At 55.9% G+C, this 15,569-nt stretch carries 11 protein-coding genes; 6 read left to right on the top strand and 5 right to left on the bottom strand.

What is annotated here, in order from left to right:
• Window positions 1-490: 490 nt before the first annotated feature.
• A complete protein-coding gene (locus AAF465_14765; protein ID MEM7083988.1) occupies window positions 491-745 on the bottom strand; it encodes a hypothetical protein in 255 nt (84 codons plus the stop codon).
• A gap of 143 nt (window positions 746-888) precedes the next feature.
• On the opposite strand from AAF465_14765, the gene AAF465_14760 reads away from it, so the two are divergent.
• The 3 genes from AAF465_14760 (at window position 889) to AAF465_14750 (ending at window position 5,885) form a co-directional block, all read left to right on the top strand.
• Window positions 889-1,497, top strand: a complete 609-nt coding sequence (locus tag AAF465_14760; protein MEM7083987.1) for an ECF-type sigma factor — start codon at window positions 889-891, stop codon at window positions 1,495-1,497.
• Between the two features lie 85 nt (window positions 1,498-1,582).
• The gene (locus AAF465_14755; protein ID MEM7083986.1) at window positions 1,583-4,120 is read left to right on the top strand and encodes a serine/threonine-protein kinase; all 2,538 of its coding nucleotides are present in this window, start codon (window positions 1,583-1,585) and stop codon (window positions 4,118-4,120) included.
• A 106-nt stretch (window positions 4,121-4,226) separates the two neighbouring features.
• On the top strand, window positions 4,227-5,885 hold the full coding sequence (locus AAF465_14750; protein MEM7083985.1) for a hypothetical protein: 1,659 nt from the start codon (window positions 4,227-4,229) through the stop codon (window positions 5,883-5,885).
• Here AAF465_14750 and AAF465_14745 read toward each other — a convergent pair.
• From AAF465_14745 to AAF465_14735, 3 genes are all read right to left on the bottom strand, one after another.
• Window positions 5,872-7,698, bottom strand: a complete 1,827-nt coding sequence (locus AAF465_14745) for an ATP-binding protein (GenBank protein ID MEM7083984.1) — start codon at window positions 7,696-7,698, stop codon at window positions 5,872-5,874. The two genes, AAF465_14750 and AAF465_14745, sit on opposite strands and share 14 nt — an antisense overlap.
• A gap of 65 nt (window positions 7,699-7,763) precedes the next feature.
• Window positions 7,764-8,450 (bottom strand): response regulator transcription factor, encoded by a 687-nt coding sequence (locus tag AAF465_14740; protein ID MEM7083983.1) that lies wholly within the window; start codon window positions 8,448-8,450, stop codon window positions 7,764-7,766.
• Between the two features lie 131 nt (window positions 8,451-8,581).
• Window positions 8,582-9,115 (bottom strand): dockerin type I domain-containing protein, encoded by a 534-nt coding sequence (locus tag AAF465_14735; GenBank protein MEM7083982.1) that lies wholly within the window; start codon window positions 9,113-9,115, stop codon window positions 8,582-8,584.
• Between the two features lie 178 nt (window positions 9,116-9,293).
• On the opposite strand from AAF465_14735, the gene AAF465_14730 reads away from it, so the two are divergent.
• From AAF465_14730 to ung, 3 genes are all read left to right on the top strand, one after another.
• A complete protein-coding gene (locus AAF465_14730; protein MEM7083981.1) occupies window positions 9,294-11,348 on the top strand; it encodes a tail fiber domain-containing protein in 2,055 nt (684 codons plus the stop codon).
• Between the two features lie 320 nt (window positions 11,349-11,668).
• Window positions 11,669-12,787: a tRNA (uridine(54)-C5)-methyltransferase TrmA gene (gene trmA / locus AAF465_14725; protein ID MEM7083980.1), complete on the top strand. Its 1,119-nt coding sequence runs from the start codon at window positions 11,669-11,671 to the stop codon at window positions 12,785-12,787.
• A 7-nt stretch (window positions 12,788-12,794) separates the two neighbouring features.
• The gene (gene ung / locus AAF465_14720; GenBank protein MEM7083979.1) at window positions 12,795-13,481 is read left to right on the top strand and encodes a uracil-DNA glycosylase; all 687 of its coding nucleotides are present in this window, start codon (window positions 12,795-12,797) and stop codon (window positions 13,479-13,481) included.
• 94 nt (window positions 13,482-13,575) lie between these two features.
• On the opposite strand, the gene AAF465_14715 is transcribed toward ung, so the two are convergent.
• Complete coding sequence (locus AAF465_14715) at window positions 13,576-15,357, bottom strand: tetratricopeptide repeat protein (GenBank protein MEM7083978.1); 1,782 nt, start codon at window positions 15,355-15,357, stop codon at window positions 13,576-13,578.
• Between the last annotated feature and the right edge of the window lie 212 nt (window positions 15,358-15,569).

Genomic DNA, 15,569 nt, shown 5'->3' with positions numbered 1-15,569 from the left:
GTGCCTCACCGCGCCGCATCGTGTTTTTTTAGACGGAGTGTCGGGTGCGCGTCAGGCTCAAGAATGAAGCGCCCTGTGGCGCTCTTATTCCTTTGCTTATTCGCGAGCGGCCAAGCGCAGCGAATCCCCATCCTTATATAATGTCTATGTTGCGCTTTCTTATACGGTAAAAATACGCGCGCGCTCGCATCAGGTCAACGCTGAGACTTAAGAAAAACGCCTAACTTCAGATGACATAAATGGAAAACACGAAAGAATGGGGCGAATTGCACGGGTGTATTTGTCATAAGTGTATCGCCAGATTCGCAAGGGCACGACCACTACACCCATTCACCGGAACTCATGCGGAGGGTGTGTCCGTTTCGACACGGTGTGGCAAGCCCGATGATTGAGTGAATTGGCGGAATGCGGATATCGCAATCTTGTCAGCGGCGCCCAGCGATGGGCGCCCATTCAAACGCGGTTTCACCGGCCTCGCACGTCCACGTCGTCAGTTCGATGTCGATGAACTGATCGGTGTTGAGCGGCTCGGCACTCGCTGCCGTGATTTGAAATCGACAGAACAGTTGTCCGCGGCATCGTCGACGCCATCCAAGTCAGAGTCGGGCTCCAGGCGTGCCCAATCGAAGGAGACATCGGGCTGGCCGTTTTGCTCAGAGCAAACCGCATGAATACCGATCGAGGCGTAAAAACATTGTCGATGACCGATCGTGTACAGCTCACCATCTGGCCGACGAATAACCACGGTATCGTCCTAATAAGAAGGCACATCGATGAACGACGTTGTAAACGTCAACAACGACGCCAAGTGCCGTGCATTTGCCGCGAAATCAACTCAGCAAAGGCGACTGGACAGTCAAAGTAAGCGATTGGATGAGTTGTGATAGAGTGAATCGTCCCGAGCGATTCGGGAGTGTTGCTGGGGGCACCACTATCGCTACCGACCCGTCCAAGAATGTAACCAACCTGCTCGTGGACTGGCGCGCCGGGGACGCCAACGCACTCTCGCAACTCGCGCCTCTCATCTACGGCGAACGGCGAAAACTGGCCGGTCATTACCGGCGCGGTGAACGCGCCGCGCATACGTTGCAACCCACGGCGTTGGTCAACAAGGCGTTTGAACACCTACTCGACGCGGATGTAGCATGGCAAAACCGAGCCCATTTTTATGCGGTTACCGCAACCCAGATGCGACGTATCCTGGTGGATCACGCGAAGCGTCGCCGCTCGCTCAAACGAGGCGCTGGGGCACCACATGTCTCGCTGACTCAGATCGAGTTAGCAAACGAAGACATGGGCATCGATTTGCTGGCGCTCAACGCGGCACTCGAGGAGCTTGAGGCACTGAATCCAGCACGGAGTCAGCTCATCAAATTGCAGTATTTTGCGGGATTATCCCAACGTGGCATCGCGTCAATCACCAATCAATCCAAAACACAGGTGCACCGCGATGTATCCTTTGCACGCGCCTGGTTATGCCACAAACTCCAGGAATAAGAACACCGAGTGCGCTGCGCGTGTGCGTGGCGCCTCGCACTGATCGGTAACACCCTTCACCCCTCACTGACCCAGCTCAACGACTATGAATAAAGCCCAACGACAACAACGCCTCGAGCAGGTGCGGCATTTGTTTGGCGAGGTGGCCGAACTGCCCGCCGCCGAACAACTCGCCGCCCTCAAAACACACACGAACGATGAGGCCCTTATAAACGAAGTGCTGTCCCTACTGCGCAACGCCACCCATGCAGAATCCGATGAGGACCCATTCGAGCAACGTATTGGGAATGCACTCGCCGGTTTGGCCGCGGATGTCATCGACAATCCGGTGCCCCTTAAGCGAGTGGGCGCGTATCGCATCATTCGCGAAATCGGGCGCGGCGGGATGGGCGTGGTGTATGAAGCAGAGCAAGACAATCCCGCGCGTCGCGTGGCGCTCAAAGTGGTCGCTACCGGCCTGGCATCCCCGTCATTGATTGAGCGCTTTCAACGGGAGGCGCAGGTGCTAGGACGCTTGGATCACCCGGGCATCGCTCGAATCCTAGAGGCCGGTACGTTTGACGCGGGTGCCGGCCCTGTGCCGTTCTTCGCCATGGACCTGATCGACGGCCAATCGATTACCGATGCCGTCGAAGCGATGTCGCTAAAAGAACGTCTCTCCCTGCTCGCCAATGTCGCAGACGCCGTACACCACGCGCATTTGCGCGGCGTCATTCATCGCGACCTAAAGCCGGCCAATGTGCTTATCGATCGTCGAGGCGATGCGCGTGTCGTGGATTTTGGTATCGCACGGTTGCTCGATCCGGACGATCAGGGCGTAGCGGCCCCTACCGTAGCAGGAGATATGCTCGGCACACCAACCTACATGAGTCCCGAGCAGGCACTCGGTGATCCGGCCGGTATCGACGCGCGCTCTGATATACACGCTCTCGGCGTGCTGTCGTATGAAGTGCTCACCGGCAGCACGCCGCTTGATGTCGATGGCCTCAGTTTGGATGAACAGCTGCGCGATGTTCGACACACCGCGCCGCGACGATTGGGCCCCAAAGACGGCATTCCAAAAGATGTCGGCGTGGTTCTGGCCATGGCATTGGAAAAAGACCCCGACCGCCGTCACGACTCGGCCGCTGCGTTTGCCGAGGATCTGCGCAACGCGCGTGATGGTCGACCGGTCGCGGGACGCGCACCGAGCGTGATGTATCAGCTCAATCGGATTGCCGCCCGCCACCCGCTGGGTACCGGGCTGACTGTCGGGGCCCTCGCCCTGCTCATCGCTTCCACGATTGCGATTAGCCTACTGCTCGGTCGCTCGATCGAGGCCGAGCGCCGAGCGGCAAGCGAAGCTCGAATTGCCCGCAGCGTGACCACCTTTTTGGTCGACGACGTGTTTGGTTCCGTGTCACCGAACAATCGTGCCTCAGAGCGAATCACCGTCGACGAAATGGTGGATCAGGCGGCCGCGGATGCATTGGTTCGTTTTGAAGAAGAACCGGATGTGGCCAAAGAAATATTGCGTGCACTGGCCGAGGTCGACTTAAGTCTTGGCCGCTACGCTCAAGCGCAACGACGTGTGGACGACATCGACTCGCTCCCCGTCTCGTCAACACCACCGGCCACCAATGATGGGGCCGCCATTGAACGCGCCGAGGCATTGCGCCTGGTGCGAGGCGGCCTGGCCGTGGCGTTTGACGACCCAGACCAAGGCCTCGCCATCTATCAGGGCGTGTTGGCACAACGACAGGCTCGCTTGGGCGCCGACCATCCGGATGTTCTAGCGATTGCGCACGCGACGGCGAAATACCAAACACTCAAAGACCTCGATTCGGGGCTGGCTGCACTGGATCGATCACTCGCCGACCACGAGCGCGTGTTCGGCGCCGACGACTTGAGGACGATCAATGTCGTCGACGACATCGCCCTTCAATACGTCAATGCCGGACGACATGAGGAAGCTCTACCCTTTGCTCAGCGTGTTGCTCGCTCGTTTCCCGCCATTGAAGGCGATGATGGCTGGCGCACGCTGCACAGCTTGGTGATACTCGGTGAGATACACCGTAGCCTCAACGACTTTGACGCGGCGATGTCGGCGTTTGAGCGGGCCATGGCAGGCTTTGAGCGCCGCGGCACACCACAGACGAGCTACCACCGAATCAGTCTTGAAGCCAACATAGGTCTACTGCATATGAACACCGGTGACTTCGCGTCTGCCGAACCCTTTCTTGACCGGGCCATCGCCAATGGTACACAGGCTGGTGAAGTAGGCACCGCGCCGTTTGAAACGATACGCCACAACTATGGCGCGCTGAAAATGCTGCTCGAGCGACATGACGAGGCGGACACCATTTTGTCGGACGTCTACAAAAATCGTGTCGCGATCATGGGAGTCGATCATTTTGAAACCCTTATCACGCGTGGCCTGCAGGGCGAGAATCGACGACGCGGTGGTAATCTCGAGGAATCCATCGTGCCGCTGACTGAAGCCTGGGAAGGCCTCGCCGAGATGTTTGGTGAAGACGGTGATTTTGCCACGCGCACGGCAGATCGACTTGTGCAAGTGTATACGGAACTGGGCAACGACGATCAAATCGCACTGTGGCAATCCCGGAGTGGATCCACTGAATAATCGCCCCGTTACCGCTCACCGATATCATGTAACGATTGCCCGTTCCACGTCACTCACCGCGCGGCTCGTGTGGTGAGTGCGAGGCGAATGCACTAGACTAACGCCGATGAACAAACGCACTAAAACCTGCACGTCGCAATGGGGAGCGTCGCGCAGCAATCAGTTCGTCGCCGCCCTGGTGATCCTGCCGTTGCTGTTGGTTTCTGCGCTGCTTGCCTACAATCGAGTTAACGTAACAACGTCTGGTCCGGCTAACGTAGACGGTGCCAATCCCTCCCGTTTGGTCAACCGTCTCGATACGTCGCTCAACCGCACCCTTGAAAACGCTCAACAAGAGCGAATGCCTCGTATAGCGATACTGGTGCCACAGAGCGATTCCAACGCCGAGGAGTCGTACCTCGCTGAGGGCCTCGCGTTTGAAGTCCACAATCAGCTGCTGGGGATACCGGGCGTAGAACTGGTGGGACGACAGTCGATTGATACGGTCTTACAACAACAATTGCCTTTACCCACCGCGGCGCAGTTACTCGATGCCACTCATCTCCTTCGCGGCCGCTATCGGCGCAACGCCCACGGCCTGGCGATCGAAATGGAGTTGATCGCGGCAACGGACGCCATGACGTCGCTGTGGACAGAACGTTGGCCAACGAGCGTCGAATCGCTCGCGATCACTGTTCAATCGATTGCGGCGCGAACCCTAGAAACGCTCGTTCCCGATTCGCGCAAAAATGAAGAACAAGATACGCCGACCCCTCAAGCCTTGGATGCGTTTCTGCGCGGTAAATACTTGGCAGAACGCTATAACATGGACGATGTGTTGGAAGGTTTGAGCTTTTTTGATCAGGCAATTGGGATCGATCCGAACTTCGACCGTGCCTACAGTGAAAAAATTGGCGCACTTCAACGCATGACATGGGTTGACGCTGGCCAGACCAAAACCTACAACCAAATGATCGACCGCGTGGTCAACGACTATCTTTCACTCAATCGTGAAAGCGCACTCACCTATCGATTAAAGTCACGCGAGGCGTCACTCAGCCATCGCGCACTGGAGGCCTATTCCCTATTTCGTCAAGCGCAGCAGATTGAGCCCATCACCTATCAATACGATCGGGCATTCATGACCGATCTGTGTAAAGCCGGTTATTTGCGCCGCTGCCTGGAGCAAGCACAAGGCCTTACCCGTGCCGACCCACTATCCGCCACGGCGCATTCCGAATTGGCTCGTGCCTACCTAATGCTCGGCGACTACGAACCTATGATTGAACATGCTCGCCTGTCCTCTCGATTTGGCGGTGAGTTGGGGGACTACTACGAAGCCCAGTACCTATTTTATCTCGGCCGCATCGACGAAGCCGAAACGTTATACCGGGCAGCCATCCAACCACTCGGTATCAGCGATGACTGGGTGTCCGCGTTTTTAGTCGCGTATACACAGCCTGAGAAAACGAGCCAGGCGATATCGGCCATGACGAACGTTGACGAAGAGTCGGCCGTTTGGTTCGATTTATTCTACGTTGAGTACATCCTGCTTGGTGAAATCGATCGAGCCTACCAAGCCGCCGACCAGCTGATCCAACAACGCTTCAAAACCTGGAGCCTGTGGATGTGGGACGATTACACGAAGGCGTTTCGCAGTGATCCGCGATTTATCGACATTGCTCGACGTTTAGGCTACGTAGAACTCTGGCAGAAACTGGGGCCACCGGACGTGTGTTTGGGCGATCAACCCGATGCCTTTTGCGCCCGTATCAACGAGGAATAAGTAAACGTACTTCAGTCCCCTTGCCGTCACGACTGATCAGCTCGTGTTGTATACCAAAGTCGCTCGCCCGTTTGGCCATGTTTTTGATCCCGTGCCCGCGACGGACGGTGTCGACGTCAAAACCGATGCCGTCATCAATGACCTGAATGGAAATATGATCTTCCGTGTACGTTGCTGCAAGCTCAATCGCACTTGCCCGTGCGTGCTTTATAGCGTTGGTCGTGCTCTCCTGCAGAATTCGCAAAATAGCCAGCACACCGGCTGGCCCCAACTGCGAGCAGGTCGGCAAATCGGAGACGCTCCATTTTAGCGTCACATTCGCTGCAGCCAGCCCTGGATTCATGCGGTCGCGGAACATCGCCAGCACCGCATTGAGGTCATTATCGATGGGTTCGAGCGAATCGATCATCAAACGCATATCGGTGAGCGCTTCTTTTAGTGCCTCGCTAACCAGTTGAGGCGAGGTGGTGTCTCGCGTGAGCAAGGCCATAGCGGACACCAGCTGTCCGCCAACGCCGTCATGCATATCACGCATAATGCGCTCGCGTTCACGTGCGAGAAGTCGTTCGCTCTCCAGCGCCTGCATCTGTTGATATTGCTGCTCTAGTTGAGCGGTTTTTTCTCGAACAGCCAAATCCAATTCACGATTGCGCGCCTGCGCAAAACTCAATCGATCGATGTAGTTAGACAAAAGTTTCCAAGCAAATGAGGCTAAGAAGATGGGAACCGCGAAATGGAGCGCGCCAACTTGCACACGCTCCGACTGAATAAGCAGCGCCAGACCATCGTGGGCGCTCAATAAGGTCAAAACCATCAGCGGAATGATGTACCAACGCGGTCGTGAGCCGTACCAAAAGCACGCAACGCTCTCACGCAGCATTAGCAGGCTTAGTGCCCATAACAACACGCCGACCGAGGTGGACAGTGACACCGACTGGTGATAGCCCATCACTATGAGTGCCAGTGTAATCAGCCCGACCAGGCTCGCAAGCGGCATCAACCATCCGCCCGAGTGACGCCACACGGCCCCACTGCCCGCGTGATGCTGGCTAAAATCTGAGCGACTGAGCTGAAACAAGAAAAGTGAACTGAAGACGATCGTCGACATCAGCACCGCCGCTGTAACCGCCCACTCGGATAGCATGTCTAACGGTGAGGACGAGCCCACAAAATGGTAGATCGACCAGCCCAGTGACGTCATCGCTAAGTAGCCAAATTCAGGCTTGTCATTTTGCTGGAGCCACAGCGCACCCATAAGTAACCCCACGATAACCGCCACGAGCGTGGCAAAATCAGGTGCGAGTTGATGGCGCCATGTTTGGAGATAATCGTAGTTGCTGAGCAACTGTGCGGAGTCAATGTAAATCGGAGCGGTAAAAGGTTGAGCGCTGTGGGCGCCAAATGACAAGGTGCGATTGGCCGTATTCGGCAGCCATTCGTTCGGAATCGGATAAAGTTGAGAACCCGTGGGGCTGGATGCCGCGCGTTGAGGAACCAGCGTCTTTCCATTCACCTCAAAACGGATCGTGTGAAGAGAATACGGCGAGTAGATAGCAAAATCGGACTCTCCGTCAATCACCGACGTCATACGATAATAAAAAGAGCGACAGTCCGCACAGGCACCATAGCGATCATTGAGTTTGGCCTCACTCGTGACCGACTCGATGAGTCCGGTTTTTGCGTTGAAAAACGAAATAGAATCGATCGATGCGGGCGCGCTGGTTGGCCTTTTTGACATCAATATGGCAACGGCCGCGACATAGAGCAGTGCACAGAGCAGTAGCGCTAAAATAATACGATTGCGCTGGCTCAAATTAGATGCTGCCGCATTGGCATTCTGTTGATCCAGCGCGAGCAGACGGGCGTGCTGGCACGATGCTAAAGATCGACAATGCCACGTTGAACGGCCTCAAACACCGCCTCGCTGCGCGATCGGACTTCCAGTTTGCGATACGTGTTTTTGACATGCGAGCTGATTGTATGGATAGACAACTCGAGCGTATCGGCAATCTCCGCAAAGGTGAACCCTTTCGCTATGAGCTGCAGTACCTGTGTTTCTCGTGGTGTCAATTGCGGCATCTCGGCCGAGTCTGTCGCCGTGTGCACGGTGTCGGGCCGAAATCGTTTAAGCAGGTGACGCGCCAAAGACGAGCTGATTGGCGAGCCCCCCTTCACCAACTGCTGGATCGACTCCGCGACATTGTCGGCATCTTTTAACAAATACCCTGTTGCACCCGCTTCGATAGCCGAAATCAGGTGTTTTTCATCGCCAAACACGCTGATTACCATGACCTCCGGCAACGGCGTCAAGGTGCGAGATTCTTTGATCAGGTCGATGCCGCTACCGTCTGGCAAGCCCAGATCAACGAGCATGACATCCGGCGACTCGTGTGAGGCCAGGTGCTGACGGGCCGCCGCACAACTGTCGACGCTCGCTGACAGCTCAAGTCCATCGGTGGCCGTCACCTCGTCGACCAAGCGCGCCCGGGTTGGCCCGTCGTCTTCAATGATCATTACCCGCGCTGTGTCCATGATGACCGCAGAGGTTGTGAAATGTGTCTTCATTATATACGCACTCACCCGTCTTTTCGCTGTGTCAATAGGCCGGGGGTCGTGGTCAATCGTTACGCGCGATGCCATGACGCGCTGAGTGCTGTCACCCCGAGGCTCGATATCTTGTCAGTTCTTTCTGCCGATCACTGAGTGATACCGCTTGGCCCGGGCGCTTGCAAAAAGAAAAACTGAAACTGAGCGATATCGATAAAGTTGATGATGCCATCGCCATTAAAATCGGCATCCGGATTCCAGTTTGGCGCGCTGCTGTCAGCCAGAAACGCGTTTGTTAAAATGACGTAATCCACAAAATTGGCCACGCCGCTGTTATCCAGGTCGGCATCGCACCGATTGCCATACGTGTCGCCATCCGAGTCAAGTTGATTCTGATTGGGGTCAAACAGGCAATTGTCCATAAAGTCGCGCACCCAATCATCGTCACTATCGGGTGCCGCAAAAAATCCCGCATTGATGGTATAGCTTGGGCTCTGCGAACGCGCCAACGCACTCTGCCCCACCGATCCCTCCAAGAAATAGTTGGCCGACGACGTCGCCGCGCCGCCCGCGTCCACCACCGACCACTTGATTTGAAACTGCTCACTTTGCGGCGACTGCGCCTTCGTATCGGGCGGCCCCACCACGATCAGTAAACTGAATAGGCATACGGCGTATTTCATTGAGCGTGTCTCCCCTGACTAACCAGTTGTGCAGTAGATGGAGCGTTAGTCTAGGCAGCCCCACCGCACCGGACCATCCCCTAAACAGGGGAGTGCGCGATCCCCTTCAGTGCGCCAGTATGCCTCCACATCGGCGGCGCAAGCGCCTCCCAACCTGCTGTATGTGAAGGAGTGATCCATGTACCCAACTCGAAACGCCCTAGTATCTGTGCTCTGCCTGTTCGCCCTGATCGCCTATGGGTCGATCGCGACGGCACAATCGAACCAGAGCATCAGCTACCAAGGCTACCTAACCGGTAATGATGGGCAAGCGCAGCTCGACCCGGTTACCGTCGAGTTTGTGCTGTATACGGTTGAGTCGGGTGGCACACCGGTATGGTCCGAATCGCAGCTTGTCGTGCCGAGTCAGGGTTTGTTTTCCGTTGATCTGGGATCAGCGCTGAACCCATTCCCCGCCGGCTTATTCGACACCGACGTGTATCTTGGCATCCGCGTTGGCACAGACAGCGAAATGACGCCGCGCGTGGCGTTTTCGTCTGCGCCCTACACCTATCGCGCCAACCGAGCGGACGATGCACAGACACTCAATGGACTCAGCGCCAGCGACCTGGATCAATCCGATGAACTCAGTGCACTCGACGCAGAGTTCACTTCGTTCGAGACGATCGTCGACCAATTCGCCGCAGACGTGACTCTTTCACTAAGCGCGTTTAATACGGACTTTCTCGACCTTGAGCAAAATGTCAACGGTATCTCGCAATCGATCACGACGCTGGATAATGCGGTGGACGCGCTTCAGTCCAGTAATACCCAATTAAACAGCAGTCTGGACGCAACCAATACAACGGTGCAGCTCATCGAAACCAACATCAACCAGATCGAATCCGATATCACTGGACTGCAGCCATTGCTACTTGCAAGCTGCTTGCCTGGATCAGCCATTCGCGCCATTCAACCGGACGGCAGTATTGACTGTGAGTTCGACGATACGCCGGCCTGGAACGAGAATGCGACGAATGGGCTCCTGTCCGTGAGCGACTACAGTGTGGGTATCGGCTTAACCGCGCCAGAGGCGAAGCTTCAGGTTGATGCGGACACCGGGGAGGACGGTTTGCGTGTGCGCATTGACGGAACAACTCGGTTAATGGCACACAGAAACGGCAGCGTATCGGTGGGTCAACTTATTGCCGGACCATCCAACGGCATGCGTGTGTTGGGCAAGAGCATTCTCTCTTCGAACAGTCCGGCCGCCACTCCCAATGATGCGCATGTGCGCATTGAAGAGAGCAACTGGCAATTTCAGCTCGACAACAACACCGCCGGTGGCAGCGAATGGTATTTCGGCTCGAGCGCCGACGCGTGGAGCGCGGGCCCGGGCAAGTTCGTCTTGTCGCCCACCACAGTGTCGTCTAATGCCGCCGTCGTGGTGGACCAAAACCGCCGGATGGGACTGCAAATGATCAACCCTTCGACAACTTTGCATATCGGTGACGGTACCGATGTGGCGCCAAGCGGTGGCGCGTTCTTGACGCTGGGTCAGGATTCAGGTGCCAATGTGGCGATTGACAACAACGAGATCATGGCGCGATTCAATGGCAGTGCCTCAACACTCTCGCTGAATGCCGAGGGCGGTGAGGTACAAATTAATGGTTCTGGCGTGTTTTCCGACAGCGCGCTGGAAGTCACCGGTCAGCTGCGTATCGAAAACGGTGCCGCGGGACTCGGTGGTTTGCTGTTTACTCATTTATCCGGCGCGCCGGCCTTGGTACCTGAAAACCCCGGCGTGGCCATTCTCGGCAGAGCCGACAAATCGCTTGATCGCCTGTACAGCGTGCTCTATTTCGCCGAATCACTGGTCAACTTTCTGGCGTATTCAGATCGACGGCTTAAGTCGAATATCGAACCCATTGAGAACGCTCTCGATAAAATACTGCAGCTTGACGGCGTGTCCTACCATTTGGACTTATCACCCGTCTACGGCCCGGACGATCAACGCGCCGGAACAGAAGCGGCCATCCAGCGCGATCAGATGGGCTTTGTTGCCCAGGATGTGGCTAAAGTGCTACCGCAGTTGGTCAAAGAAGACGACCAGTCGGGCATGCAGACCGTCGCCTACATGGGCTTGATCCCGGTGTTGGTTGAGGGCATGAAACAACAGCAAGCGCAGATCACGGCATTGACCGAACAGCTGAACGAACAAGCGGCAACCATCGACGAGCTGAAACGTCGCTAAACCTGTGCGCGCATAGGCGACCGAGAACAGTCGCCGTCGCCGGCGGAGGATGGCGTTAACCCACCTCCGGCTTGGGACAGCGCGCTAGGACCGGTACACCGTGCCTGCGTCACCGGTGCTGACAGGGTTCGGGAATCGACGCGTGGCGACGCCGGTGGTCATTGACACGCATCGCAGCCTCTCGGTGATTCGCCATACAAAGACCTTGCTTGAGGGTAACGCGTCCTGGAGACGGGATGCACTGCCGGAGCAGACGTTCGGTCCGCCAAAGACAAACCGACACGACATCCGTGATTGTGCGCTATCATTTGGTTTTCCACGTGACAGTGTTTGCCTTGACCCACGCTTCTGACCAAATCGACTTCGCGCACAAACTCAGCCGGTTTCGTGACCAACTCACCGCCGTCGGCGTGTCGGAGGCCGTGACGCAACACGTCGATACGTTCACGTCGCCCGCGACGCAGTACCGCATGCGAGCGGAGTTTCGCATCTGGCATGACGGTGACACCTGCGCCTACGCCATGCACGATCCCCGTGACAAGCGGGTCTACACCATCGAGGAGTTTGCGCCCGCGTCTCGGCGAATCAATGACGCCATGCCGCGATTGATTGAGCGGATTAATCAAACACCCGAGCTCAAAAAGCGGCTGTTCCAGGTTGAGTTTCTGTCGACGCTCACCAACGAGTTATTGATCAGCCTCATCTATCACCGGCAACTCGATGAACAGTGGGACGTACTCGCCACGGCACTGGGCAACGAATTGGATTGCTTTATTATTGGGCGAGCGCGCAAACAGCGGCGCGTTCTACACCAGGACTTTGTCACCGAGTCATTGACGATCCATGGCGACACCTACCGCTATCAGCAAGTCGAAAACAGCTTTACGCAACCCAACGCGCTCATCTGTGAGAAAATGATTGAGTGGGCGGTCACCCACACCCGCGACAGCCAGGCGCATGATCTGCTTGAGCTCTATTGCGGCAACGGTAACTTTACGCTGCCACTGGCACAGAATTTCCGTCGCGTGCTCGCCACGGAAATCTCCAAAGTCTCGGTGCGCTCTGCGCACTACAATCTTGCCCTAAATCACATCGACAACGTGGTCATTGCGCGGCTCTCCAGCGAAGAATTCGTCGAAGCACACACAAAAGTCAGGCCTTTTCGCCGACTCAAAGACATCGATCTGGAGGCCTATCGTTTTGACACGGTTTTTGTCGACCCACCCCGTTCCGGACTGGATGCTCGCACGCTACGGTTAGTCAGTCAGTTCGATCGAATCGTCTACATTTCCTGCAACCCGCAAACGCTGGTGGAAAACCTACGCGATTTACAGGGAATCAGCCGCCACACGGTTACCCGGGCCGCGGCATTTGATCAGTTTCCAACTACGCCGCACCTCGAGGTGGGTGTCGTACTGCACACACCCAATGAGCACTAACCCAACTATGAGCAACCGTGAGATACAACTCGACGACAGCTGGCTGCAGCACCTGAAAAGCGAGTTTGAGCAGCCCTACATGCAACAGCTCAGCGCCTTTTTGCGCCAGGAAAAAGCGAGCGGCCAGGTCATCTACCCACGCGGCAAAGACATCTTCGCCGCGTTAAACCACACGCCGTTCAATAAAGTAAAGGTGGTGATCTTGGGACAAGATCCGTATCACGGACCTAACCAGGCCCACGGCCTGTCGTTTTCTGTTCCGAAGGGCGAACGCATCCCGCCTTCGCTGATTAACATTTATAAAGAAATCGAAACGGACCTGGGCCTGCCCCAACCCACTCACGGCAATTTACTGGACTGGGCCGATCAAGGTGTTTTGCTTCTTAACAGCGTACTCACAGTGCGTCGCGCGCAAGCGGCCAGCCATCGGGATAAAGGCTGGGAGCGCTTTACCGACCAACTGATCGCGCAGCTCAATCAGCATCGAGAGCACCTCGTGTTTATGCTGTGGGGAAGCTACGCACAGAAAAAAGGGCAGACGATCGATCGCAGTAAACACGCCATCTTTACGGCACCGCATCCGTCGCCACTGTCGGCGCATCGCGGCTTTCTAGGATGCAAACACTTCTCTCAGTGTAATGTGTACCTTGAACAACACAGCATTGAGCCGATTGACTGGTCGATTCAACCTTAATGCGTAGGATCTTTTGGACAAGAAGACTGACAAAAACGACAACAGAGACACGGCATTCAAAGACCTATCAACGCGCGTTCAATCAGCAGACGTCCTAATTAAAGTCATCGAACATATTCAGATTCTGCTGGGCATATTCGCTGCCGTTATCCGCCGCCGCCTGCAGCCAAAGCCGAGCCTGTGCGAGATTAACCGCAACACCCTCGCCGGCGGAATACATTCTCGCCAGCGTCAGTTGCGCTTCCACGATGCCCTGAAGAGCGGCTTTTTGGTACCAGGCAAAGGCAGCCGTAACGTCTGCATCGACTCCCTTGCCTGAGTAATAATGGTAGGCGAGGTTGAGTTGAGCCGCGGCATGGCCCTGTTCGGCAGCTTGTCGGCAAAACTTAATGCTCTTATCAAAATCCTGTTTGACGCCTCGCCCTTCCAGATGCAGGCTGCACATATTGTACTGCGCCTGCGCCCAGCCGAGTTCCGCGCTTTGTGTGTAAAGGCTGACTGCTTGCTCAAGGCTCTTCTCAATGCCGAGCCCGTTCTCATACAACACCCCAAGATTGATTATGGACGCGCCCTGCCCTTGCGCTGCCGCCTTTTGATGCCAATAAAAGGCCTGTTCGTAGTTTCTTTCGTAGTGTTTGTCCACCCGATTAAACTCGCCCAGCATCGCCTGAGCTTCAGCATTCCCGAGGTTTGCGGCGCGTGTCACCCACTCTTTGGCAATCTCGAAGTCTTGCGGTACGCCCCAGCCGGTGTAGTGCATCATGCCGACGTTATAGATCGACAGCGAGGATTCTTGTTCGACGCCTTTGAACATCCACTCCAGCGCCGTGTTGTGGTCTTTCTCAACGCCATTACCGTCACGAAAAATAATGCCGAGCTTGTCCATGGCTACGACCAGGCCCTGCTCCGCCGCCTGAAGGAACCATTTACGCGCCTTGACAAAGTCCCGCTCGACAATATCGCCATCAAAATACAGCTGCGCGATATTGCTCATCGCCAGCGCATGCTTTTGCTTCGCGGCCTGCAGGTACCAGTAGAGTGCCTGTCTATCGTCCTCTTCGGTGTCACCGTGCCACTGATGGTTCACAGCAAGATTAAACTGCGCATCGGCATCGCCCAACTTCGCGGCATGCTCAAACCAATACATGGCCGTTTCGCGGTGCACCTCAACGCCCAGCCCGTCCTGGAACATCACGCCAAGAATAAACATCGAACGCCGATGCCCGAGCACCGCCGCGGCCTCGTGAAAGAACCGGGCAGTGTCTGTGTCGTTACGGTCAGTCCGATACAGCTCCGCAAGCCAGTGCATCGCATGAATATAATCTTGCGCAATCGCGCGGAGATACCACGCCTCTCCTTCCAGCGCGTCTTTCTCGACGCCACGTCCCTGATGGTGCATAAACCCACGATAGAACTGCGCCTCAGCGTCGCCAGCCTCGGCCGCCGGAAAAATCCATTGCACCGCTTTATCGAGATCAACATCGACACCGATGCCATCGAGATAGATCCAGCCGAGGGCCGTCTTAGCGGGAAGGTACCCTTCCGATGCGGATTGTTCGTAGTACCGCAGCGCCTCTACCATGTCCTTATCGACACCATCACCATAATGATATCGTCGGGCCTGGCTATACGCTTTCGCACCCGGCACCTTTGGCTGCGACCCGAGGCGACTTTCCCCCGACGTATTGACACCACAAACAGTACGTGATGACTCAGCTATTCTGGCTGCCTTTTCGTGCGCTTGATCTGGCACGGCGATCAGCGTCAAACACACGAAAAGCACAGCCGCACCTGAAATCACGTGCATTGTGTAAACGTCGATGACTTTGCTGATTCTCACTTCAATGCCTCCCTGCTCGAATCGCAATGGCTCCATGAAGAACCCATGCGATAAGCGCCTTTTGATCAGGTGACCCACTCATGTCCGATCGAATGCCTGACTCAGTCGGGTTCTACCCCGATAAAGCGGACGGTTTGGTTAAGGATATTTCTTCCAGTTTCTGCATTTCAAGTCTTCGTCGCCGTCTGGGGTTGTGAAGCCTCTCGATGTAGTGGAACACGTCGGCTCTTACGTCATTGATCAACGTG

This window comes from Pseudomonadota bacterium, from assembly GCA_039028935.1.
Lineage (GTDB): Bacteria > Pseudomonadota > Gammaproteobacteria > Steroidobacterales > SZUA-146 > SZUA-146.
The sequence above is the reverse complement of the archived record's forward strand: the minus strand, read 5'-3'. Positions and strand labels throughout refer to the sequence as shown.